The organism is Pseudoalteromonas piscicida (assembly GCF_000238315.3).
GTDB lineage: Bacteria > Pseudomonadota > Gammaproteobacteria > Enterobacterales > Alteromonadaceae > Pseudoalteromonas > Pseudoalteromonas piscicida.
In genome coordinates, this window is record NZ_CP011924.1 from 3,458,300 (window position 1) to 3,483,281 (window position 24,982).

General features: G+C 44.5%; 15 protein-coding genes and 1 pseudogene. 10 read left to right on the forward strand and 6 right to left on the reverse strand.

The features are described from left to right. Positions 1–67: 67 nt before the first annotated feature. From PPIS_RS15770 to PPIS_RS15785, 3 genes and pseudogenes are all read left to right on the forward strand, one after another. Entirely contained in the window at positions 68–4,024 is a 3,957-nt protein-coding gene (locus tag PPIS_RS15770; RefSeq protein ID WP_010374408.1) for a non-ribosomal peptide synthetase, read from the forward strand. Between the two features lie 102 nt (positions 4,025–4,126). Beyond that, positions 4,127–6,187, forward strand: a complete 2,061-nt coding sequence (locus PPIS_RS15775) for a TonB-dependent siderophore receptor (RefSeq protein ID WP_248694168.1) — start codon at positions 4,127–4,129, stop codon at positions 6,185–6,187. Positions 6,188–6,240: 53 nt separating this feature from the next. Beyond that, positions 6,241–7,584 (forward strand): annotated as a pseudogene (locus PPIS_RS15785) (PepSY-associated TM helix domain-containing protein). On the opposite strand, the gene dhbA reads toward PPIS_RS15785, so the two are convergent. The 6 genes from dhbA to fhuF all read right to left on the reverse strand — a co-directional run bounded on the left by dhbA (position 7,559) and on the right by fhuF (position 14,145). Continuing rightward, a complete protein-coding gene (gene dhbA / locus PPIS_RS15790; RefSeq protein WP_010374416.1) occupies positions 7,559–8,323 on the reverse strand; it encodes a 2,3-dihydro-2,3-dihydroxybenzoate dehydrogenase in 765 nt (254 codons plus the stop codon). The pseudogene PPIS_RS15785 and the gene dhbA overlap by 26 nt on opposite strands. Continuing rightward, the gene (locus tag PPIS_RS15795; RefSeq protein ID WP_010374419.1) at positions 8,313–9,617 is read right to left on the reverse strand and encodes a condensation domain-containing protein; all 1,305 of its coding nucleotides are present in this window, start codon (positions 9,615–9,617) and stop codon (positions 8,313–8,315) included. Before PPIS_RS15795 ends, dhbA begins: the two co-directional genes overlap by 11 nt. Continuing rightward, positions 9,617–10,483 carry an isochorismatase family protein gene (locus PPIS_RS15800; protein WP_010374421.1) on the reverse strand — a complete coding sequence of 289 codons (867 nt, stop codon included), beginning with the start codon at positions 10,481–10,483 and terminating at the stop codon, positions 9,617–9,619. Before PPIS_RS15800 ends, PPIS_RS15795 begins: the two co-directional genes overlap by 1 nt. Positions 10,484–10,492: 9 nt before the next feature. After that, positions 10,493–12,109: a (2,3-dihydroxybenzoyl)adenylate synthase gene (locus tag PPIS_RS15805; protein WP_010374423.1), complete on the reverse strand. Its 1,617-nt coding sequence runs from the start codon at positions 12,107–12,109 to the stop codon at positions 10,493–10,495. Beyond that, positions 12,096–13,310, reverse strand: a complete 1,215-nt coding sequence (locus PPIS_RS15810; protein ID WP_010374426.1) for an isochorismate synthase — start codon at positions 13,308–13,310, stop codon at positions 12,096–12,098. Before PPIS_RS15810 ends, PPIS_RS15805 begins: the two co-directional genes overlap by 14 nt. Positions 13,311–13,395: 85 nt before the next feature. Then, positions 13,396–14,145, reverse strand: coding sequence for a siderophore-iron reductase FhuF (gene fhuF / locus PPIS_RS15815; RefSeq protein WP_010374428.1), 750 nt, complete (start codon positions 14,143–14,145; stop codon positions 13,396–13,398). A 99-nt stretch (positions 14,146–14,244) separates the two neighbouring features. Between fhuF and PPIS_RS15820 the strand changes: the two genes are divergently transcribed. The 7 genes from PPIS_RS15820 to PPIS_RS15850 all read left to right on the forward strand — a co-directional run bounded on the left by PPIS_RS15820 (position 14,245) and on the right by PPIS_RS15850 (position 24,978). After that, a complete protein-coding gene (locus tag PPIS_RS15820; RefSeq protein ID WP_010374430.1) occupies positions 14,245–15,879 on the forward strand; it encodes a cyclic peptide export ABC transporter in 1,635 nt (544 codons plus the stop codon). Between the two features lie 212 nt (positions 15,880–16,091). After that, a complete protein-coding gene (locus tag PPIS_RS15825) occupies positions 16,092–16,772 on the forward strand; it encodes a DNA-3-methyladenine glycosylase I (RefSeq protein WP_026345583.1) in 681 nt (226 codons plus the stop codon). Between the two features lie 18 nt (positions 16,773–16,790). Next, on the forward strand, positions 16,791–18,212 hold the full coding sequence (locus tag PPIS_RS15830; RefSeq protein ID WP_010374434.1) for a protein adenylyltransferase SelO: 1,422 nt from the start codon (positions 16,791–16,793) through the stop codon (positions 18,210–18,212). Beyond that, a complete protein-coding gene (locus PPIS_RS15835; protein ID WP_010374436.1) occupies positions 18,213–19,991 on the forward strand; it encodes an ABC transporter ATP-binding protein in 1,779 nt (592 codons plus the stop codon). A 151-nt stretch (positions 19,992–20,142) separates the two neighbouring features. Beyond that, the gene (locus PPIS_RS15840) at positions 20,143–21,192 is read left to right on the forward strand and encodes an OmpA family protein (RefSeq protein ID WP_010374437.1); all 1,050 of its coding nucleotides are present in this window, start codon (positions 20,143–20,145) and stop codon (positions 21,190–21,192) included. 310 nt (positions 21,193–21,502) lie between these two features. Further along, positions 21,503–24,100: a bifunctional aconitate hydratase 2/2-methylisocitrate dehydratase gene (acnB, locus tag PPIS_RS15845; protein WP_010374439.1), complete on the forward strand. Its 2,598-nt coding sequence runs from the start codon at positions 21,503–21,505 to the stop codon at positions 24,098–24,100. A gap of 245 nt (positions 24,101–24,345) precedes the next feature. Beyond that, positions 24,346–24,978 (forward strand): 2OG-Fe dioxygenase family protein, encoded by a 633-nt coding sequence (locus PPIS_RS15850; protein ID WP_010374441.1) that lies wholly within the window; start codon positions 24,346–24,348, stop codon positions 24,976–24,978. Positions 24,979–24,982 lie beyond the last annotated feature (4 nt).

A 24,982-nucleotide genomic window follows, 5' to 3' on the forward strand; every position in this document is an offset into this window, starting at 1 on the left:
TTTCGATGATCTTTAGACTATGAAGTGGGAGCCAGCGGCTCCCACTTTTATTTTTATGAGTATGTGTATGTCAAATAATGAGTTAGCGGATGAATTGGTAGATGGACTTGATTTGGACCTGTTGGCGCAGTTATGGAATGAACCTGAAGTAGAGGATGAAGTGACAGGGGTTGTTGCAACAGAGAGGGTTTCGGGTGTACTTTCATTGCAACAAAAACGCTTATGGCTGCTCCAGCAAATAGACCCACAAAGTAATGCTTACGACGTATTACGTACATATCATGCGCCTATTGCATTAGATCTTACTCGGTTGCAATCAGCATTGGACGCACTAGTCGAATGCCATGAGATCTTTCGTACCTTTTATCAGTTCGATGGCACTGCAACTCAGGTCGTTGCCTCTGCATGTAAGGTGCCGCTCACCATTATTGATATAGACTCGATATTAGATAGCCAATCACTCCTTGAACAAGCTGCGGTGAAGTCATGGTGTAATGTGCCGTTTAATTTAAGTCAGGTACCACTTTTAAAAGCCGCTTGGGTGAATACTGCACAGGGTGGGTATTTATTACTACGGAATCACCATATTGTCAGTGATGCTTGGTCAAAAATACTGATATTAAAAGATTTATTAGCCGCATATCAGGGAAAAGCATTGGTCAAACCAAGTTGCCGCTACTTAGATTATGCAACGTGGCAAAGTGAATACCTTGCTCATGACAGTGCCAATGAAACGCTGACTTATTGGCGGGAGTACATTAAACAGCAGCCTCAGCCAATCAACTTGCCGAGCAAGGAATCAACGACAACGCTTTCCTCTTTCCCTGTAATGCTCAGTCACCGGCTATCTGAGCAGCAAGTCCAGCAGGTTAACGCTTTTTGTCAGCGTCATGGCTGTACTTCAGCGGCCGTTTTTATGACTTTATTGCAAGCAACATTAAGCCGTTTTAGCAGCACGCAAGACTTTTTGATTGGTTCGCCAACCGCTGCTCGAAATCTGCCTGAACTCGCTGATGTAGTGGGTTGCTTTATGAATACGCAGCTCTATAAAAATGAAGTTCGTGAGGGAGTGACATTCACCGATGCCGTCAACCAAAACCAGCGCCATACCCTAAGGCTGATAAACGAAGATCAAGTTCCGTTTGAGTGGCTTGCAGAGCAATTAGATTGGCCTGTATTAGCGGATAGGCATCCGCACTTTCAAGTTCTGTTTAATTACTTACAAAGTGACACTGTTCCAAGCAATGACATGGCGCTGGCACTACGCCCAATAAATGTTGAGAGTCAGGTTGCTAAGTTTGAATTATCATTGGACGTGAGCGTGCAAGATGGGAATATCGAGCTTTACTTCGAAGCTGATGGTGCTATGTATCGCGCGGCTTTATTAGATCAGCTCTTAACCTGTTACCTGAACTTACTGGATGCATTGATCAGCAAGCCTGAAACGGCCATTAATGACATAGTTGTCTATCAACCAGACGCTACATTGTGTGCATCACGACAAACTAACGAAGTGGCTACAGTCGTCGAATTGATTAAACAGCAACAGATCCCTTTGGCTGCAATTGCATTGCAAGATGACAGCGGTGCCAAGCTGAATTACGAAACGTTACTGCAACTAAGTGACAACTTTGCAAACTTCCTTATCGAACAAGGCGTGCAATCCGAGGATAGAGTGGCGGTGGTCGTCTCGCGCCAAGTAGATATGGTTGTTGCACTGCTCGGATGTATGCAGGCAGGTGTGGTCTATGTCCCCGTAGATCCCAATATGCCTCATCAGCGGCAACAATTAATCTTTGCATCGAGTGCTGCAAGGGCTATCGTGACCAACTTAGAAGATATATTTAACCCAAGTGGATTACCGGTTTGGTCGATTGCAAAAGTGAATCGAACACGATATCAAGACCATAAGACGTCACCGCCGGTCTGTGCCCAGCAGGTTGCTTATATTTTATACACCTCAGGCTCCACAGGACAGCCGAAGGGGGTCGCAATTACCCACGGCAATCTGGTTAATTTTATCTTAGCAATGAAATCCCAATTTTCGCTCACTCAAGATTCAAAATGGTTGGCTTTAACTGCGCTTGGTTTTGATATTTCGGGCTTAGAGTTATATCTGCCATTGGTTTGCGGTGCACAAGTTAGGATTGCAGATTCTGTATTCAGTTTGAAAGCATGTGACTTGGAGGGAGTTAGTCATATTCAAGCCACTCCTGCGGGATGGCAGGGGCTACTGGCTAAAGCACTGCTTTTACATCCTGTCGTTGGGTTATGCGGTGGAGAAGCATTACCTCCTGTGTTGGCTCAAGCATTAAAAGCCAAGCAAGTTGTGCTTTATAACATGTATGGCCCTACTGAAACCACGGTATGGTCTTCATGCCATCGGGTACAGGATAATATTCATCTTGGTTTCCCAATTCGTAATACACAGTTATATGTTTTAGATAGCTATCTGAATGTGTGCCCAGCGGGAGTTGCCGGAGAGCTTTACATTGGTGGTGCAGGGTTAGCGCGAGGTTACATGGAGCAACCAGCGTTGACTGCACAGCTATTTATTGCAAATCCTTTTTCCAGTGTCGGCGAGCGACTCTATCGCACGGGAGATTTGGTTGAGCGTAACGAACACAACGAGCTGCGCTTTCTGGGGCGGACAGATCATCAAGTGAAGATCCGTGGACACCGTATAGAAACGGGGGAAATTGAAAGCCAGTTGTTAAGGGTGGAAGGAGTCAATCAAGCGGTAGTGGTCGCGCATGGTGATGATAATGATAAACGACTTGTTGCTTATGTTTGCACGCAGACGTTAAGTCGCGGCCAAATAACAGCAGCTGTCAGTGATTTGTTACCCAGTTATATGGTGCCAGAACAAATCATCTTGTTAGAAGCGTTACCGCTTAATCACAGTGGCAAGGTGGATAGAAAAGCGTTACCCAAACCGTTGCAGGAAAGTCGTCAGGGAACGCAACCTCAAGGTCATCTGGAACAAGCGCTAGCTAGAGTATGGCAGCAAGTGCTGCAGGTTAACCAAGTATATCGAGAAGATAACTTCTTTGCGTTGGGTGGAAACTCCATTCATGCGTTACGTATGGTGCATCAATGGCAAAAATTAGCTCGACCAGAGCCTTTACTCGCACAAGCTATTTGGCAAGCAGATAACTTGCGTGATTTGGCTCAGCAAATTGCGCTTTCCAAACAATCTAATATTTGTGACATTTTACCTGAATCTGCATCATCGAAGTCATATCGCGATTTGCTGATATGTCTTCATGACGGTCGCGGTTTTACTATGTCATACAGACCGCTTGCTATGGCGTTGCCTGAATATATTCGCTGTATCGGCATTACCCCTGATCTTGCGTTATCACAACAAGATGATTTTAGTACTTTGGCGCATCGCTATGCGGATCAGCTCGGAGATCTTAGCCAGTATCAGAACATTTATGTACTTGGCTGGTCTTTGGGAGGAGCGATAGCATTACAGTTGGTTGAAGCGCTAACAGGGAGAAATACACGCGTAAACAGTATGCTGTTAATTGATAGTTGGGACCCGTTCGAACCAACCAATGCCCAACCAGAAAGTTGGCGTGATTATATTTTAACAAGGCTCTCGGAGAGCATCGCTGCTCCAAACTCTGAAGCTGAGTTTTATCAAGCGGTTGCTCAGTTTCCTTGGTCTGATGGAGGTTCAGTGGCAGAAAGAGCTGACGATATCACGCGTTTTCTTCTAGAGCATATTGATGTGCTTGAAGAAAGTGTTGCAGCTATGCCTACCACCGAAATAGTGCAAACCTTAGAGCAGACTTATTTATTGCGCTGTGCTGGTCGTCATGCTCTTAACTATCGGCAAGGTGATGGTGTTGACTATTACACTGTGTGGAGTAACGAGCGTGATGTAGGAGTTGCAAAACGATTTTGTCAGCGTCTGGATATTCAACACTCGGATTATGTTGATGCTGATCATATGCAGATTATCTCGCATCCCAGTGTTATTGAAACTGTACAAAAAGTAATGAGTGTTGAATAAAATCAAATTGTAAATGATAACTGTTTTCGTTACTATTGCAGGTAATTAACCCGTGGTTAATATAAAAGGGAGATTATTACCATGCATTTTGTAGGTAAGCGAGTGCTTATACTAGTCAGTTGTATCGCAGCACCAGCTTGGTCTGCTGAGCAATCACTGGCAAATGAAGACATTGAAGTGATAGAAGTGTTGGGGCGGGACTCGGAAAAAAACTTTGCCACCTACACGTATTCAGCGACAAAAACGGCTGCTGATATTTTAGACCTTCCGCAGTCAATTAGCGCCGTGACAAAAGAATTAATCAAGCAACAAGGATTGATGCGGCTAAACGACGTGACGCCTTTTGTCAGCGGAGCGAGCGAATTTTCAGTGTATAACGACATCACCATCCGAGGCTTTCGCAGTCAAGATGATCGCCGCCTCAATGGTATGCGAACTTATAATGACTTTTGGTCACAAACCGCCATTGCACATGTTGAGCGAGTAGAGGTGATTAAAGGCCCTGCCTCAGCTATTTTTGGTGATGCCAGCCCAGGTGGTGTAATCAATACCGTAACTAAAAAGCCATTAGCGACTAGTCGTCATGAATTGAGTGCTCGAGTTGGGAGTTACCAAGAGAAGTATGTTGCACTTGACACCACAGGTGCAATAAATTCATCGGAGTCAGTGCTGTATCGACTCAATGTGGGTTATGAAGACTCTGACTCTTTTAGAAACCAAGCATTTAATAAAGGGCTATTAGTGTCACCTAGTGTCACTTTTATTCCCAGTGACACGCTTAAGCTTAACCTCGAACTGGTGTATTCAGACAGTGAAGGGATCTTAGAACGAGGGCAGCCGAATATCCGTGGTAGCCAGCGTTTGGGCACGATACCGATTGAAGTTTCGGCAACACAGCCAGGGGATAAGCTAGATACAGAAAGCTTGATCAGCAGCTTAGCAGTTGACTATCGTTTTAGCGATGCTTGGTGGTTAGCTGTGCAGTATATGCATCAAAATAGTGATCAAGACTTAGTCGAGCACGGTATTGGAAATTATGCTGATAATTCAGACTCTATCGTCAATTTACACTACATTGAGCGTGCTTCAGAAGCACAATCAGACTCCTTGTCCAGTTATCTAAATGGCAACTTTTACCTCGGTGATATCGAACACAATGTGGTGATTGGCTATGACTATATTGATAGATTTAGAGAATCCAGCCAGCGAGTAGCCAACGATGCGATGCAGTTCGATATTCTAAATCCTGAATACAAGCGCCGCGATACTGATAGCTACAATGCAACTCAGCGACCTGTGTTTGGTGGTAACCTACAAAGTGAAGGGATCTATATTCAAGACCGTATGGTATTTGGTCAATGGTCGGTACTGGCGAGCTTACGTGAAGAAAGTTTTGATCTAGATAATACCGGCGGTGGCTCCTCGAAAGATAGCCAACTGCTACCGCGATTGGGAGCTGTGTATAAGCTATCAGATACTCAGAGCCTTTATGCGAGTTGGATGCAGGGCTTTGAGCCTCCTCCTCTATACTCAAATAATCCTGAACAAGGTGGCCCATTTAAACCGCAAGATAGCGAATTATATGAGGTCGGCTTTAAAGCGCGTTTATTTAGCGATGATTTACAATTAACCACAGCTATCTATCAAATAACCCGTGAAAATGTCGTGTTATATGACGCTGAAGCATCAGCCAAAATCGATTTTGCTCGATATATGTATCGTCAGCGTGGTGCCGAGCAAGCGCGTGGATTTGAGTTCGATCTTAATGGTCAAATCACGGAACAACTTTCCGTAATTGCCAATTATGCTTATAACTCAGCGAAAGTAACCAAAGATTTGAATGATAGTGAAGTGGGCAAACGCAAAGAGGGCGCAGCTAAACATATGGCCACTGTATGGTCACGTTACCAGTTAGATGATAATTGGGCATTTGGGATCGGGGCAAGCTATGTGGGGGAGCGAGCAACCTCCTCTGCAGGGTTAATATTGCCTAGCTATCTGATCTACAACGCAGGTGTGTACTATCAGGTGGACAGTTGGAAGACCTCCTTGGTGATTGACAATGTGTTCGACAAAGTACATTGGACCGGTGGCTATAGTTATAGTCAGTTGTTTCCAGGCGATCCACGTAGTGCGAGCTTAACGGTCGACTATCGATTTTAAACAGGGAGAGAGCAGTTGGCTTTTTAGCCAACTGCTCTTTTTAGGAGAAAAGAATGACAGCAAAACAATGGTTCAGTTGGCATAGTTTAAGCGGTGTTTGGTTCGGCTTGCTATTGTTCGTGATCTGTTGGACAGGGGCATTTGCGACCATTTCTTACGAATTAGATTGGCTATTCGATGACACAGTGAGAGCGGCAGAAAGTAGTCCACAAGTCAGTTTAGCGAGTGCTTACGAAAAGGTTCAAGAAACCTATCCAGACGCACGAATAGGGATCGCTTTTGCGGGTTCAGAAACGTATTTTGCTCACGATTTTGTGGTTCGCTTGCCAGATAATCCATGGCAGCATATTTACGTTGATCCATACACTGGAAATATACAAGGAAAAACGAGCTTTTTGAATATTCAGCGGTTTTTCCGAGATTTTCATATGCATTTTTTTGGTGTGTTCGACAGCATTGTGTCTTATTAATTGGTTTTGCTATTTGCCATTCCGCTATGCGTATCCACGATTAGTGCTTTGTATTTGTATCGAGGCTGGTGGAAAAAGTTATTTACATTAAAACTTAGCGGCGATACTCGCGCTAAGGTTGCAAGCTCACACAAATTAGCTGGAGTATGGAGTTTGTGGTTAGCAGTGGTGATTGCGATAACCAGTATGTGGTACTTGTTTGAGTTTGTCAGAATGGACTTGGCTGATGGTAAAACTGCGTTTACTGATGTTGGTGATTTTGCTGTGAACCCCTTACCTGAATTGCAACCACAAGATAAGCCTCAGCTCTCTGTTGTGGCGCTTGCTGCAAAAGTCAGAGAAGCGAGACCAGATCTGGAAATTAGAGCGATTAGATATTCCGGAGGGTATTTTTATGTTGAAGGTCAATCCAGTGACGTATTGGTTAGGGACAGAGCAAATAAGGCGTATGTGAATCCTTATACTGGGGAAGTCGTATATAGCCAAACTGCGTCTAGTCAGGGAATATATTGGCGTTTATCTGATACCGCGGATCCTTTGCATTTTGGTAATTTTGCCGGCATATGGGTAAAAATATTGTGGTGCACCTTTGGGGTTGCACTTTCATTTTTGGTGCTTAGCGGCACCTATATGTATGTTAAACGCCAGCTCAAGCTGCGCCGAAAAGAAGATCTACGAGGCGTGAAAGCTTCTTTGGTTTTTAGTTTAAGCCTTTTGATATGTATTGCTTACTACGCCTATCAAACGCTTATGAACTATGGAGTCGCAGGTCAGTTTCCCGTGCTACCAACAGGTTCTGCGCTGTTTTTGTCGATTTGGACGTTAGTCACTTGCTTTATCATTGTTGTATGGGGAGGCGCGTTACTTAACTTATGTCGCGAAGCAACGCTTATTAGTAAACCTAAAGTGTCGCACCACCATCTATAGTGACCACTTGCATAGTGGTATGTGAGCTTAGGGATGAGGCATAAAATAGCACCGAGTGTGCGATCTCTTCAGGTGTTGCAAGTTTTTGCAGTGGGATCCCAAGTTTATATTGACTCGGGAACCCTTTGATCACTTGCTCTGCACCTGAGCTATCTCGCCACATACCAGTTTGCATTGGCGTTAACGTAGAGCCCGGAGCAATCACATTGGCGCGTATGCCATATTCAGCCAATTCTAACCCTGCTGTAAGGGTTAATTGGGTTGAGGCGGATTTCGACGCGCAATAGGCTGCCATGTTTTGGCGGGGCGTATGGCTCGCATTGGAGCTAACTGTCACTATGCTGCCACTACGTTGCTGTTTGAAATGAGCTGCACAAGACTTCAGGAAAACAAATACGGCGCCAGCGTTAACATGCTGACAGTGTTGCCACTGCTCAAGTGATAATGTCTCTAGCGCGCCAAGTTCGAGTACGCCCGCAACATTAATTAAGCTATATGGAGCGAGATCTGGTCGCACTAATGTTGCTAGCGTATGCTCCAATGTTGCGAGGTCTGCTAGATCACAGTGTATGGCTTTAAATAGCGGTTCTGTAGTTGCAAACTGCTTATCGAAACCTATGACACGAGCGCCAAGCTGCGCAAACTGCTTTGCGACACTTAGTCCTATGCCTTGCCCTGCACCAGTCACCCAAACAATTTTGTTGTGATACTCTTGCTTGAGGCTGTCATCAAAGCACATTGTTCATCTCCTCTATGACGGAAAGATAAGGCAAAGACGGTGTGTTCGACCAGACATTAGCAGCATCCTGCATTGCTTCTGCAATAGATACAACCAGCTCTGGGGAATACCTTGCTGGATTGTAATCAATATCAAACTGCACGGGATCATCACCATTTAAATAGATTTGCAGCATAAAGTCGTCCGTCGTTCCTGCACTAAGAATATGGCTGCGACTTTTGACTTCGCCATAGCGTGGGTGGCTAGTGAAGGGCAAAATATTGACTGTCGGGCCGCTAACTTCAATCGCTTTACCTTGTTGTTTGCGATCTCGTTTCAAATGCTCAACACGATAGCATTGCAATGGCTTCACACGTTTTATCTGCCTATTGATGTACTTGGCCACATCTGCCAATCCCCCAGACGTTGGCAAAGTTAGCGGCAGTGGTAACACATTGCTTTGTACGGTAGGGCATGAAAATTCCACTGGAGCTTGGCGATTCATCATCACCAATCCTAATGTCACTTTATGGCTGTTGCACTTAGCCGCTAACACTATGGCAACTACACTTAGCAGTATTTCACTGGGGGTGGCTTGAACCTGGTTCGCTGCCGATTGTAACGTTTGCCACTGAGTTCGAGCTAACGCGAAATGGTAGCGTTGATTTGGTTCGGTAATCGCAGCTTTGCTGTCACTAAAGCTTTGCGCCACTGGGTATTCATCAAGCCATTCATTAAGGGAGCTTGCGGCCTCAGATAGTTGCTTTTGGTAGAGTTCGCCACCATGCAGATCTAGCAGTTGTTGCTGTGAAGCAAAATGGCAATTTGGCAGAGGTTTCCCTGTGTTTAAAGCCTGATAACTGCGACTTAACGCTTGATGAAATAAACCAAAGCCAAAGCCATCAAGGACAATGTGATGGGCAACAATAAAGCAATAATCTTGGCTAGGGGTGCGCACCAATTTAAATCGCATCAAGCAACCAGAGCTTAAGTCAAAAGATTTGGCCAGCTCATGCGCTACTTGTTGTGGCATAAACTCAGCTAGAGAAGCAATATCATGATCAAGATATTCGGTGATCAGCAGAGGCAGCGATTGTCCAACTACTATACTTGGAATAAAATCATCATTATGGATAAAGTTACTGCGCAGCAAATCACTTTGCCCAAAGACATGCTGGAGTGCGATGGAAAATTGCTCGGCATCTATTTTACCTTGAAACTCTAAGCACTCTGCGACGTTAAATAAGTTGCCTTGACCACTAATCGTATGTAGTAGCCACATCGCGTGTTGAGAGGCAGTTAATGGCAATGCCATTACTCTGCCATCCGAGATTCAATCAGCTCTACCCAAGCTGCGAGAGTTGGCACTTGTGCTAGCTCAATAAAGTTAGTTTCAATACCTTGTTGTTGCCATAATGAAATCAAGTTCATCACTTGCACTGAATCTAGACCGTAATCAATTAAGCTTTCGTGTTCATCAAACTCATCTGGCTCACAGTCGATCAAAGGCAAAATGAATGCTTTAAGTCCCGCGAGCGTAGTTAGGTCAATACTTGCTTCGCCAACCACTTCTGCTGTCGTGATCACTTTTCCTGCACGTTGACCTATGATGTGTAGAGCCATCATATGCTCGTCTTTGGTGAAGTCTGCAATTGCATCAGCGACAACGAAAGGCTGTATGTCACGCATAAATGCATCAATAGCTGTGGTCATCACACCAATATGGCCGTAAATACCGACAATCAAAAGTTGATCTCGTTGCTGCGCTTTTAGCTGCGCTTCAAAATCGCATTTTTGAAAAGCGCTATATCGCCACTTTGTCAGGACAATATCCTGTTCGGTTGGCGCTAATGCATCAACTATAGGTTGTTGACTCGGATCTTGTAGTCCAGCTCCCCACATGTCTAGCAGTAACCCTCGTTCATTGCGACCTTGTTTGATCGGCTGGGCGGTATAATAGACCGGAATATCATGTTGGTAACAATACGTTTTAATTCGCTGAATGTTTTCTATCATGGCTTGTACTAGCGGATTATCTGCACCATAAAAAGAGACGAAGTAATGTTGCACATCATGGATAAGTAACGCAGTACGTTGCGAGTCAAGTTGCCAATCCACTCGACTTGGCGCAAGTTCAGCTGCGCGAGGTAAAGAATAGTGATTTAATTTAGGTATAGTCATTTTACTTCTCTAAAGTTGAATGGATTTTTGTTGTGCTTCGGTTTCGCTACGGAGCTGTTTTTTATCGACTTTACCCACTGGAGTCAGTGGTAAGTTATCTATAAACTTAAACTTATCCGGTACCTTGTAATCTGCAATTCCCTGTTCACGTAAGTATTTGCGAATAGCTAATGGTTTCAGCGGTATACCGGTCAGGAAAGCGAAACTTTTTTCTCCCAAGGTTGGGTCAGGCATTGCAACAATGGCGGCTTGTTGAATATTTGGGTGGCTGAGTAACAGGTTTTCAACTTCTTCCGCTGCTATTTTTTCCCCGCCTCGATTGATTTGATCTTTGACACGACCTGTAACGATTAAATGTCCTGATGGCAGGCGTTTTACCAAATCTCCAGAGCTATAAAATCCCTGCTCATCAAATGCAGTTTGATTGTGCTTAGGTGAGCGATAGTATCCTCGAATCGTATAGGGTCCTCGTGTTAACAATCGCCCCTCTTCACCATCGGGCACGGGGTTGCCGTGTTCATCCACGACTCTGATTTCATCATCTTCACTAATTGGACATCCTTGAGTATTGAGAATGTGCCATAGGTCGTCATTGTAACGTGTGTAGTTAACTAGCCCCTCAGCCATGCCAAAAACTTGTTGTAATTGGCAGCCAAGAACAGGTTTGACTTGTTGTGCAATCGTTAAACTCAATTTAGCGCCACCCACTTGAATGACATCAAGGCTGTCTAGGCGATATTGGCTTTTTGGGGCATGTTGTAACCATAGCTGCAAAGCTGGAGGAACCAATGCAGAGTGTGTTACTTGATATTTTTCAATCAAACTAAAGCAGCTGCTGGGGCTTGGATCTGGGGCTAAGACAACGGTGCCACCCGCAGCAAAAAAACCCAAGGCGCCCGGAGAGCTAAGCGGGAAGTTATGTGGGGCTGGCAGAGCACAAAGATAAACATGTTGCTCCGTCAATTCACAAATGCCTTTACTTGCCACCACGGAATATAAGTAGTCATTGTGAGTTCTTGGGATCAACTTTGGCGTGCCAGTACTTCCACCTGATAGCTGGAAAAATGCTACCTGAGTCGGGTCTAAGTCTGGCGCTGAAAATGGTCGCGGTTGCAAGTAAGCTTGTTTAAGCTGACTATTACCTTTTGGGTGATCTATCAGTGTTGCTTGTATGCTAGGGTAGTCTTTTTGTAACGATAATATAAACTGCTCATCTCGGTACAATTCATGTGCTGAAGAAACGATTAACACCTTGGGCGCTAGCTGTTCACAGTAACTTCTAATTTCAGTCTGTTTATGGCTGAATAGTGCGCACACTGGGGCTGCGCCAAGCTTGAGAAGTGCGAATAAGCTGATATAAAATTCGACCTGATTAGCCAATTGGATAAGTGCTGTGTCTCCTTGTTGAACCCCTTGTGCTGAGAGATAAGCAGCTAAGTGATTGCTATATTGATCAAGCTGCAAATAAGTTAAGCACCGATGTTCATCAATGACAGCATGCTTGTTTGCATGCCGTATTAATTGATCGCTAATAACACAAGTTAGCGGTAGGTCTTGCCAATAACCCTTTTCGCGGTAGCGCTCGGCTAATTCAGCTGGCCAAGGAGTAAAATCAATTTGCTTCATGGAATGTATTTCTCATTGCGTAATATGCTTGCTTGGTTTCGAGTGCGTTTAGCATGGTATTGAGTTTTGCTTCTGTTTCTAGCCATTCAGAGCGCGGGTCTGATGCAGCGACAATACCCGCTCCAGCAAATAACTTAGCGGTCTTATCGCGTAATTCTGCGCAGCGGATCACCACTACCCATTCGCCATTACCGTGCTTATCAAACCAGCCAATGATCCCCGAAAACAATCCTCTGCTTCGCTGTTCTAGTTCTGCTATTTTGGGATAAGCATCAGCAGTTGGCTTACCGCAGAGTGCGGGGGTTGGGTGTAATTGGTTTGCAATTGCCAAGCTATGGGTTGCTGATTCTTTTAAGACCCCTGAAATGACTGTAGATAAATGCCACATAGTGGCGGTGCTCAACAGCTCAGGTTGAGCTGGAATATGTAGTGCACTGCAAAGTGGCGTCAATACTTGCTGAATGTCTTCAATGACAACGGCATGCTCATATCTATCTTTTTTAGAGGCAAACAATACACTGCGGCGGTGTGCTTCTTCCTTTGGGCAAGTATCCCTTGGAATTGAACCTGCCAGCGGGTTAGTGGTTAATTTCTCAGCTTGCTTGCGCAGTAATAGCTCGGGACTGACACCCATTAAAATTGCGTTGTCGGTTGTAGGGAATGAAAAGTGGTAGCCAGATTGGCTTTGTTGTAGCAAATTCCGCAGTACGGCTTGGGAATTAATTGGTTCTGCAAAGCGCAGTTGAGTCTGTTTACTCAAAACAATTTTATTTAGTAGCCCAGTATCAAATAGCTCTTTGGCTTGAGAAACAGCGTTTTCAAATTGAGCTTGAGGCTGTAAATCGGTAATTTCTAATAGCGAGTTTGGTACGCCTTGGCATGACGCTAACTCAGCGTCAAACCAGGCACTGAATGCCGCTTTTTCCCAACGAGAAACTTGCTCTGGAATAATAATTTGCGCGTGCTCTGTTTTGCAAAATGGCAAAGCGGCAAAGGCGATAGTGTTGTCCGGCTCATTATGCATGTGAGAGTCAATTGCAGCGACTAAATCCTTAGTATCACCAATCGGTAAAGTGACGCGTTTCTTGATCCCTTGGCTAACTAAGCAATGCGTACCCGTTGTAAACAGGCAGTTGTTCTCCGGGTTAAATTGCGTGGCTTTTGCATATTGTTCGAGTTGAATAACTTGGCTAAAGTCCATAAGCACACCTAGCTGATATCACAGCAGTGAAAACGAATTAATTGAAATCAAGACGAAGGTAAACAATAAAGATTTAGATTTATATCTAGTTTGTTAAAACAGTCCTGCGCAAAGTTCGTTGTTGTTGATGGGCGTCAAAGTGATGAGGGTGCTTTGGGCAGTCGCGACAAAGCTTGCCATCGCTTGTTTTATGTAACAGGCAGCATGACTCCCTCAGTTGATAGGGGCCTCGCTCGTCACAGAGTTGCAGCTTTGGGGTATAGAAAGGGTTTACATGTTCCCCGATCTTCACTGCCTGAGACAAAGTGTGATAGTCATCGCTTACCTTAGGGCGTTCACCGACATAATGAATGATAGTTGGAAAAAACTGCCTCAAACGAAAAGCACAATTACTCGATAAAACATGCTCAGCAACCCCAAATTGCTGATTTAAAAAGGCATGTAAGGGAGATAAATGCGCGTTAATAAACTCGGCATAGTGCGTAGCCGTATCGTGACACTCCACGGCTTTCCCTTGATTAGGCAGCTGTAGTTGCCAGCTTTCCATGTCGATCACGACTTTATCTAAAGCCAATGGGAGTGCACGGCCCAACACACTGTGTGTAAATAAAATAGCGGGCATAATACGTAGCGTGTAGTGCATGTGCCAAACTGAGGCCTGCGCCTTTTTATTCGTCACTCCCTTTGTTGAACTAAAGCGAGAGATCGCGTCACTTAAAGGGGTTATATTTTTGATTTGCTGAGCAAAAGAGGATTTATCTCCAGAAATAAGTGCAACACCTCTAGCATAGTTATCAAGCGGTGGTGACAGGTAAGGTTTAAGAATTGGCAACATAGTCAAGGTTGTTGAGTTTTTAATATAAGACGCGATCCAAGTGAGTTTTTTTAGTTCAAAGTCGTCCTGTAAGGGATTTGATCATCCTTGGGAGAAATCGTGTTAGTTTTTCTGATAAAAAAGACTTGGCAACGCTTTGTGGCCACTGCGCTGAGCAGCGTTATATTCGGCATTATTAGTGTTTCACTGGTGGCACTTATTAACGAAATCATAAATGCCAAAGGCGAGCGTCAGACGGAGTTCTTTTGGATTTTTGCGGCGCTGGCAATATCAGGAGTCGTGGTACAGCTAATTTCTAAATTAGTTGCTGAACAGTTGAGTGAGCATAGCCAAGCCGAGTTAAGAAAACTCGTTGCTGATAAAACGATAGAAGCAAAAATCAGTCACATAGAGTTACAGGGAGACGCGAAGATCAAATCTTGCTTAACTGAGCATAGTTTAAAGGTAGCAGGGTTTTTCATGAGTATGCCGGGTATATTGACGAATGCCATGATAGTGCTTGGTGCTTTCGTATATATGGCTTGGTTAGACTGGTTAATATTTCTTTTTGCATTACTGACCTTGGTTTTAGGTTCGGTGAGCTATAGTTTTGCGAACAATGTTGCGTTTAAAAAAATAGCGAATGCTGCTGCGATGCAAGACAGCCTTTTTCAACAGTTTGATGCGATCACTGACGGCATCAAAGAGCTTAAACTGAATCGCAGTAAGCGAGCGTTTTTTAAGTTAGAAGTACTGCATCCGGCGATAAACGCTTTAAGAAAAGAACGTATTGAGGGGGTTTCTATTCTACATATGGCCTCCTCTTGGGGTGGCTTTTTGATTTTTACCTTCATTGGTGGGGCGTTATATTTTTTATCTCAGCAAACTGGTGAAGAGAGTCAGCGCATTATGTCTGGCTTTGCACTGTTATTTCTCTATATGCTAACGCCATTAGAAACCTTACTGGCAAATATACCCAGAGCTTTCGCCGCGCAAGCCTCAGCGAATACCATCAAAACACTAACTGATGAGTTGATGAGTGATGATGGAAATAGTGTGCAAGTTTTTACGCAGTTTAACAGTATCCAATTACACGCACTGTGTCACCGTTACTATCACGAGCAAAGCGACGATATATTTTCACTGAAGCCAATAGATCTTGAGTTTAAACAAGGCGAACTCATTTATCTTGTTGGTGGCAATGGTAGTGGCAAAACAACCTTCGCTAAAGTGCTGTGCGGTTTGTATGAAGCAGACGAAGGAGAGATCGTAGTAGATAACCAGCCGATTAGCGGCGCTGGATTAGATGCTTATCGCCAGCTTTTTAGTACGGTGTTTGGTGATTACTACTTATTCGATCGTTTGTTAAATGTGCCTTGCGATCAGCTGGAGCGAAAAGGAAATGAACTAATTCGTAAGCTTAATTTACACCATAAAGTGAGTATTGAATCGGGCCGCTTCACAACACAACGTCTATCACAAGGCCAGCGAAAACGTCTTGCTTTAGTTGTTGCTTACCTTGAGGATAGGCCATTTTATCTCTTTGATGAGTGGGCAGCGGACCAAGACCCGGTCTTTAAAGATGTATTTTATCGAGAGCTTCTACCTGAGCTAAGAAACAAAGGAAAAACGATTTTGGTGATCTCCCATGATGATAAATACTTCTCATTGGCTGACAGGTTATTAAAAATGGAAAATGGTTGCCTAACCGAAGTCTCCCAACTCCCTGTAACTCAAACTCCTGCATTAGCCTAATTAGATTTTTTTATACATGAAACATCAACCTAGCCGCAGTCAGTAACGCGGCTAGGCCTAGCCCTTCATTAAGATTTCATCAAAACCTCTCACATTAATGGCTGGCTCAGGTCGCAGTAAGGAAAAACTACCGTTAGAGAACAGGTTGTTATTCCGAGCTTAGGCGAGATAAGTTACCCTATATACAATACCAAGCAAACTCGGTCATGAGCATGAAAGTATTCGAAAAAATTTATCATAGGGCTGCTGAGCGTAAAGGTTCTGAGGTGGCGCTAAAAGCGAAGCTTAGTCAACCATTGAGTACCGCATCGTTATTGGCATTAAGTGATGATCAATGGCTAGAAGAATTTACGCGAAAGATATTCCAAAGCGGGTTTTATTGGGCGGTGGTTGATAATAAATGGGACGGCTTTAGAGAAGTGTTTTGGCAATTCTCAATCGAGAAGCTGTTAATGATGTCTCCTGAAATGTACGAGCAACGTAGTCAGGATGAGCGGATCATTCGTAATGCTAAAAAGGTAAAAAGTATCGCTGACAATTGCCATATGATTTTTGAAGTGCAACAACAGCATGGTCGTTTTAGTGAATTCGTCGCAAACTGGCCGGAAGACAATATTGTTGGTTTGTGGCTGTACTTGAAAAAGCATGGCTCGAGACTCGGCGGGAATACCGGTCCTTACGCACTTCGTGTGTTAGGTAAAGATACGTTTTTACTGAGTAAAGATGTCGAAACGGTACTGCGTGCTGAGGAGATTATCGACGGTGGCTTGCAAAGTCAGAAGTCACTGCAAGCGACGCAGCAATTTTTCAATGAAATGCGTCAATATAGCGGGCTTAGCTTACAAGAGTTAAGTCAAATTGTGTCAATGAGTGTTGGTGATAATATTCGCTAGTAAAATGGAGGTGACCGCATGGTATTTTTTCAGCCCTATCAAGGCTCTGCTCTGCTCTTTAAGGAGCAACCAGCAAGATTTAATCAGCCCACATTACTACTATCCAATACGCCGTTGCTAGTTAAGCTTGAGCTAGAGAAATACGGCACCACAGCGCTTGCTGAGCTGTTAAGTGGTCAACGCCCTTTAGACAATATTGAGCCTACGAGCTTAGCCTACAGTGGTCATCAGTTTGGGCAATTTAACCCATTACTTGGTGATGGCCGAGCGCATTTAATTGGAGGGGTGAAACTTGATGACGGACGTCAATACGACCTGCACTTGAAAGGCTCTGGAGCGACGCGATTTTCTCGAGGCGGTGATGGTTTTTGTGCGCTAGGGCCTGCGGTACGTGAGTTCATCATGAGCCAAGCTATGGTTGGCTTGGGTGTTCCAACTACGGAATGCCTTGCTGTTGTAACCACTGGACACCATGTGTATCGTCAAGGTGAAGTACCTGGCGCGATTGTGTGTCGTGTCGCAAAAAGTCATATCCGCATCGGTACCTTGCAATATCTGGCTACACAGCAAGATAAAGATGAGCTATGGAGCCTGCTCAACTTGCTGGGCGAGCAATTATTCGAGGGTTTTAAAGTTGAAACCGAACAGGATGTACTCGAATTGTTTCGTGAAGTGTGTGAACAGTTGGTTGACTTAGTCGTGGAGTGGATGCGGGTTGGCTTTATTCATGGCGTGATGAATACCGACAATATTTTGCTCAGTGGTGAAACGATAGACTTTGGCCCTTGTGCAATGATGGAAAAGTTTGATTTTAACGCCGTGTTTAGCTCTATCGACCGCCAAGGCCGCTATGCGTTTGGTAATCAGCCAAACATCATGAATTGGAACTGTGCGCGACTTGCCGAGGCCTTATTGGTGTTGTGGCAAGATGAGCAAGCGGGAATTGAAGCATTTAGTCAAATTTTGGCGGAGTTTTCTGAATCGTTTAATCGCAAGTACAAAGATATGTGGGCGGCTAAGCTTGGTATTGATGAATGGAGCGACGCAGACGACATGCTCCTTAGTGACTTACTCAAGTTGATGACGGAGCATGAACTAGACTTTACCAATACCTTTGCGGCACTAACCAATAGTTTGCTTGGTCATCCAAACAAAGCTTTATCCGTGCCAACGGAGTTGGAGAGCTGGGGGCGACAATGGGCACAAAGGCGTGCTGCCGATGACGTTGCGGCTAACCTGATGAGTCAAGCTAACCCGATACTAATCCCCCGTAATGCGTTGGTGGAGGCTGAGATTGCGCTATTTAATCAGCAAGGCATGAGTCAAACGCTAGAAAGTTGGCTAACCGCGTTGACGTCGCCCTATGATTACAAAGATTATCCTGAATCGTGGACCAGCGCGTCTACACCGGCCCACTATCAAACTTTTTGTGGAACCTAAATGGCAGAACAGCAGCTTTCTTGGCAAGAAATTAAACGTAAAGTCCTTGAGCACAAACGGCCACTTATTAATGCGCATATCATCGCCTTATTTGCCGCGTTGGTGAGTGTACCTATTCCTTTGATGATGCCGTTGCTGGTAGATGAAGTCTTACTAGATACACCAGGCAGAGCAGTGGCTTGGATGAACTCAGTATTGCCCGAGCAATGGCATGGCCCCAGTGGCTATATCGTGGTTATTTTGTTGGCTGTAATAACCATGCGCTTGGCCAGTTTGGTGCTAGGGGTGATGCAGTCACGCCAGTTTACTATTATTGGCAAAGACATTAGTTATCAAATCCGTGAGCGCTTACTTACGCATTTACCTAAAGTTCAACTTAAGGAGTACGAAAGCCAAGGTGGTGCTGCAATTAGCTCTCGTTGTATTACCGATGTAGAAACCTTGGATAAATTTATCAGCCAAACCTTGTCACGCTTTTTAATCGGTTTACTCACAATCATTGGCACTGCGGCGATTTTGCTTTGGATTGATTGGATGTTGGGGCTGGTGATCCTGTTGCTCAATCCGGCGGTCATCTATTTTTCTCGGCAGTTTGGCAAACATGTTAAAGAGCTGAAAAAGGAAGAGAATGCTGCATTTGAAGCACTGCAAACTTCACTAGTCGAGACGCTAGATGCTATTTCTCAGTTAAAAGCTGTTCGTCGAGAGGGTAACTACTTTGCACAGGTTAAAGTAGCCGCCAAAGATCTCAAACATTACGCGGTGCAGTCACAATGGAAAACGGACGCGGTTAACCGCTTAAGCTTTACCGTGTTTTTGGTGGGGTTCGAGTTTTTCCGTGCTGTCGCTATGTTTATGGTGGTGTTTTCTGATTTAACGGTCGGCCAGATATTTGCGGTATTTGGTTACCTTTGGTTCATGATGGGGCCGGTGCAGGAAATTCTTGGTATTCAATATGCGTACTATGGTGCCTCGGCAGCGCTTAGTAGGTTAAATCAGGTCTTTAATTTTGCGACAGAAGCACAATATCCCGCTACGAAAACCGTCTTTGATTCATCTCAGGTTGATATCAAATTTGCCAATATAGACTTCGCTTACGTTGCAGAGCAACCCGTGCTCAAGCAGGTATCTTTGCATATTCCAGCAGGGAAGAAAGTAGCGTTAGTAGCGGTGTCTGGAGGTGGTAAATCCACTTTGGTGCAATTGCTTTTGGGATTGTATGAAAAGCAAAGTGGCGAGATTCATATAAATGACACGCCAGTAGAGCAAATTGGTTACGAAGCAGTGCGAGATAATATAGTAACCGTATTGCAGCAGCCGATACTCTTTAATACCAGCATCCGTGAAAATCTAGCAATGGGACGAGAGGTATCTGACCAAGTACTGTGGCAGGCACTCAGCGTTGCAGAGCTAGCAGATACCGTACTTGCTCTGGCCGACAAATTAGATGCGCAAGTTGGTCGCAATGGAATTAAATTGTCCGGAGGACAGAAGCAAAGGTTAGCCATTGCTAGAATGGTTGTTGCCGACCCTAAAGTGGTGGTGCTGGATGAAGCAACCTCGGCACTTGATATTGAGACTGAGGCAAAAATTCATCGCAATTTGCAAGCGTTTTTGGCTGATAGAACGACTTTGATTATTGCACATCGATTGAGCGCAATAAAACAAGCCGACTTAATTTATGTTTTAGATGATGGTGAAGTGTCCCAGTATGGAGAACACAAGGATTTGTTAAAGGAACAAGGTCTGTATCAAATCCTATTTGGTCATCAAAATTAATTCATAAATAGCAAAAATTCCTTATGTAACGTTAAGTAAACATTAATAGACGAGCTAATATTATCTATGCAACGTAATCGGTAGACGCATTTTCTGATAGACTATCCGAGTCGATACTCAATGCGTAAACTAACAGAGATGGGAAGGAATGATGAAAATTAAAACTTTGAGCTTACTAGTTGCGATGGCAGTGACAGCCAATGCAAATGCAAACACTACTGAGCCTACAGAAGGTGTATATCTTGGAGTGTTTGGTGATTACTATGATGCTGATTGGCAGAATCACCGTGATATGGCTGGTCTAGACGTAGAAGATTCTACAGGCTGGGGTGCTGAAATTGGCTACCGCTTTGACAAGTTTTGGAGTGGTCGTATCGAGTATGCAGATATGGATTTTGACCTTGGCGGTATCAGCAATGGTTCACTGGACGCCGAGCGTTACGGTATCGACGGTTTGTACCACTTTGATGGTGGTCCATTCTACGGTCTGGTGGGTATCAAAAAGATGAACCTAGATGTGATCTCAGATAACACCTTTGCTAACGTAGGTGCTGGTGTTCGTCATTACTTCACCGATCACTTGTTCGTAAATGCAGAAGCGGCAGTTTACCAAGGCTTGGAAGCTGGTTTTACTGATGTTGGTGGTAAGATTGGTCTTAACTACTCGTTCGGTAGCGCTGGTAAATCGGAAGAGGTTGCGCCAGCCCCAGCTCCTGTAGTTGCAGAAGCTCCGCAAGACAGTGACAAAGATGGTGTTGTGGATAGTGAAGACAAATGTGCTAACACACCAATGACGGATGCTGTTGATGCGTCTGGCTGTACTTTGTACGAGACTAAAGAAGACAAAGTAAGCCTGCTAGTCCGCTTCCCGCATGACGATGCAACTTTCTCACAGCAGTATGTTGATGATATCAACGCGGTTGCTAAGTTCCTGAAAGAGCATAAAAATGCAGATGTTGTGATTGAAGGTCACGCGTCAGCTGTGGGTGATGCGGATTACAACCAGAAGCTTTCTGAGCGCCGCGCGAAAAACGTTGCTGAGAAACTCGTTGATATGGGTGTAGATTCAATGCGTATTACCACGGTTGGTTACGGTGAAGAGCGTTTAAAAAATCCAGCAAACACGCTAAAAGCACATGCGGAAAACCGTCGTGTAGAAGCGCACGTTTCTTCTAAAGAGAAAGTAAAAGTTAAGCGTTAATTTTCACTTAGCTTATGCAAAAAGGCTCCTTCAGGAGCCTTTTTTGATCCCACCAAGCATACCTTTTCGCAAAATTAAAATGATTCTCGTTTGACTAATATTCATCAAAATATACTTGTTTCGGTATGCTTATTCATTGTATTTATAGTGACTATAAGGCGAGGTATCGCATGCAAGATTTTCATCTATACTCAAAGACCTTATAATTGTTCATTATATTTTATGGTCAAGGGAATGGTTCAGGCGATTGCATCAATAATCGCAGCCAGATCATTTACTTGTCTGTCCACGTCACCAAGAGGGCAATATTGTGCTTCAAGAATATCGTAAACACGTAGAAGAGCGTGCCGCGCAAGGTATCGTGCCTAAGCCGTTAGACGCGCAGCAAACTGCTGACCTTATCGAATTACTAAAAACTCCACCTGCAGGTGAAGAAGAGTTCATCGTTGATCTATTTATCAACCGTGTACCGCCAGGTGTAGATGATGCCGCTTATGTAAAAGCAGGCTTTTTGGCTGCAGTAGCGAAAGGCGAAGCGGAATCACCGCTCATTTCAAGAGAGTATGCAGCTGAACTACTTGGCACTATGCTTGGTGGTTACAACATCGCGCCTATGATAGACCTTCTAGATGATGCTGCTATCGCGCCAATCGTTGCTAAAGGTTTGTCTCACACGCTACTGATGTTTGACGCATTCTACGATGTAGAAGAAAAAGCAAAAGCGGGCAATGAGTTTGCTAAGCAAGTGATTGAGTCATGGGCAAATGCAGAATGGTTCCTTGAGAAGCCTGCCGTTGCAGACAAGATTTCAGTGACTGTATTTAAAGTAACTGGCGAAACAAATACAGACGACTTGTCTCCAGCACCAGATGCTTGGTCTCGTCCTGATATCCCATTACACGCGCTGGCTATGCTTAAAAACGAGCGTGATGGTATCAACCCTGATAAGCCAGGTGAGGTAGGTCCAATTGCACAACTTGAAGCGCTTAATGGTAAAGGTTTACCGCTAGCGTATGTAGGTGACGTTGTTGGTACAGGCTCATCTCGTAAATCTGCAACTAACTCCGTACTTTGGTTCATGGGTGATGACATTCCATTCGTACCAAACAAGCGCGTTGGCGGTGTGTGTCTAGGTGGCAAGATTGCGCCAATCTTCTTCAACACCATGGAAGATTCTGGTGCACTACCAATTGAGCTTCCAGTTGACGAACTAAACATGGGCGACCAAATCGATATCTTCCCTTACGAAGGTGTGGTTAAGCGTCATGGTACTGACGAAGTTATCTCAACGTTCTCACTGAAATCAGACGTAATTCTTGATGAAGTGCGTGCAGGCGGCCGTATTCCTCTGATCATCGGTCGTGGCCTTACGGACAAAGCTCGTACGTCTCTTGGTCTTGAAGCAGAAGACATCTTCCGTAAGCCTAAGTTAGTGGCTGATTCTGGTAAAGGCTTTACGCTTGCACAGAAGATGGTTGGTAAAGCATGTAACATGACAGGTGTACGCCCAGGTCAATACTGTGAGCCAACAATGACAACGGTAGGTTCGCAGGATACTACGGGTCCAATGACGCGTGATGAGCTTAAAGACCTTGCTTGTCTTGGCTTCTCTGCTGATCTTACTATGCAGTCATTCTGTCATACCTCAGCTTATCCTAAGCCTATCGATGTAAACACACACCACACACTTCCTGATTTCATCATGAACCGTGGCGGTGTATCGCTACGCCCTGGTGACGGTGTTATCCACTCGTGGCTAAACCGTATGCTACTTCCTGATACGGTAGGTACAGGTGGTGACTCGCATACTCGTTTCCCACTAGGTATTTCATTCCCAGCAGGTTCAGGTGCAGTAGCATTCGCAGCCGCAACAGGTGTAATGCCGTTGGATATGCCTGAGTCAATCCTTGTTCGTTTTAAAGGTGAAATGCAGCCGGGTATCACATTACGTGACCTAGTACACGCTATCCCTTACTATGCAATCCAGCAAGGTCTATTGACGGTTGAGAAAAAAGGTAAGATCAACGAATTCTCCGGTCGTATCCTTGAAATCGAAGGTGTTGAGCACCTAACGGTTGAGCAGGCGTTCGAACTATCTGACGCATCTGCAGAGCGTAGCGCAGCAGGTTGTACTGTTAAGCTTTCACAAGCGTCTATCGAAGAGTACCTAAACTCTAACATCGTTATGCTTAAGTGGATGATCTCTGAAGGCTATGGTGATGTACGTACCATTGAGCGTCGTATCACTAAGATGGAAGAGTGGCTAGCGAATCCTGAGCTAATGACTGCTGACGCGGATGCAGAATACGCGCACACCATTGAGATTGATCTTGCTGATATCAAAGAGCCAATCCTTTGTGCACCAAATGACCCTGATGACGCACGTCTACTTTCAGCGGTAACAGGTGAGAAGATCGACGAAGTATTCATCGGTTCTTGTATGACTAACATCGGTCACTTCCGTGCAGCGGGTAAACTACTGGATAATTTCGGTGGTCGTCTACCAACGCAACTATGGGTTGCTCCACCAACGAAGATGGACCGCGATCAGTTAACTGACGAAGGTTACTACGGTATTTACGGTCGTGTAGGTGCTCGTATCGAAACTCCTGGATGTTCACTATGTATGGGTAACCAGGCACGTGTTGCTGATAAAGCAACGGTTGTTTCTACCTCGACTCGTAACTTCCCTAACCGTTTAGGTACAGGTGCAAACGTATTCCTTGCATCAGCAGAGCTTGCAGCGGTAGCTGCTATTCTTGGTAAACTACCAACGCCTGCTGAATATCAAGAGTATGCAGAGAAGATCAATGCAACGGCTGCGGACACGTACCGTTACTTGAACTTCCACAAGATGCCTCAGTACACTAAAAAGGCAGACTCAGTGATCATTCAACAAGCGGTTTAATTACTCGCTCTAGAATACATTGAAAGAAAAAAGCCAGCGTATGTTGGCTTTTTTTATGCACATAAAACGCTCAAGTTAAATGTTGTTATCAAGCATTATTTTAAACCTAGATAAGTAATCTACTAAAATGGTAATAATTGGGTTTTTATTGCGTATTGGTAATTAAAATCCCGTTTTTTTAAACAGTAATTTTCTCTGGTTTTATTAGAATTGTCGGCAAATTCTCATCAATGGGCGAGAGGATCATGACAACAGTAAACAACCAGAATTTATTACAACTACGCTTTTTACCGCAGTCACATATCGACGCAGTTAAGCCTTTTTTCAATCAACTTCCAGATAACCCTTATGCCGATGGTGCATTCAGAAAGCGCCGCTATTCTGTGGTTAAATTCACTGGCGGTGAAGTGACATTGCAGCCGACTAAGGCTTTCGTTCAAGACGATTCAATTAATACTTTCCAAGGTAATATTGAGCGTGTTTACGAAAACCTTGAGCTGGACATGTTAAACACTGATGGCTTTAAGCATATGCTTGCTGAATTTAAAGCCATGACAGGAATTGCAGACGATACCAGCATAGAAGTGCATCAGTTTCGCATGTTAGCGATTGAAAGCGATACCCCTCCAGCGCCAGAAGGTGTGCACCAAGATGGTTTTGACCATGTGTGTGTTTGCGGTGTTTCTCACGAAAATATCGCCGGTGGTGAGCTATTGGTATATGAGCACAAAGAAGCCGAACCTTGCTTCAAAATGGAAATCAAAGATGGTTTATTTGCATTGGTGAATGACCGTGAAGTGTGGCATAACGCAACACCGATGAACAAGCTAGATGCCGAGCAAGTCGGTTACCTAGACTGCTTCGTATTTACAGCCTAAGAGG

Coding starts and splice junctions, on each gene's coding strand:
- PPIS_RS15770 (WP_010374408.1), top strand. CDS start 68: ATGTCAAATAATGAGTTAGCGGATGAATTGGTAGATGGACTTGATTTG.
- dhbA (WP_010374416.1), bottom strand. CDS start 8,323: ATGTGCTTTGATGACAGCCTCAAGCAAGAGTATCACAACAAAATTGTT.
- PPIS_RS15795 (WP_010374419.1), bottom strand. CDS start 9,617: ATGGCATTGCCATTAACTGCCTCTCAACACGCGATGTGGCTACTACAT.
- PPIS_RS15800 (WP_010374421.1), bottom strand. CDS start 10,483: ATGACTATACCTAAATTAAATCACTATTCTTTACCTCGCGCAGCTGAA.
- PPIS_RS15805 (WP_010374423.1), bottom strand. CDS start 12,109: ATGAAGCAAATTGATTTTACTCCTTGGCCAGCTGAATTAGCCGAGCGC.
- PPIS_RS15810 (WP_010374426.1), bottom strand. CDS start 13,310: ATGGACTTTAGCCAAGTTATTCAACTCGAACAATATGCAAAAGCCACG.
- fhuF (WP_010374428.1), bottom strand. CDS start 14,145: ATGTTGCCAATTCTTAAACCTTACCTGTCACCACCGCTTGATAACTAT.
- PPIS_RS15825 (WP_026345583.1), top strand. CDS start 16,092: ATGAAAGTATTCGAAAAAATTTATCATAGGGCTGCTGAGCGTAAAGGT.
- PPIS_RS15830 (WP_010374434.1), top strand. CDS start 16,791: ATGGTATTTTTTCAGCCCTATCAAGGCTCTGCTCTGCTCTTTAAGGAG.
- PPIS_RS15835 (WP_010374436.1), top strand. CDS start 18,213: ATGGCAGAACAGCAGCTTTCTTGGCAAGAAATTAAACGTAAAGTCCTT.
- PPIS_RS15840 (WP_010374437.1), top strand. CDS start 20,143: ATGAAAATTAAAACTTTGAGCTTACTAGTTGCGATGGCAGTGACAGCC.
- PPIS_RS15850 (WP_010374441.1), top strand. CDS start 24,346: ATGACAACAGTAAACAACCAGAATTTATTACAACTACGCTTTTTACCG.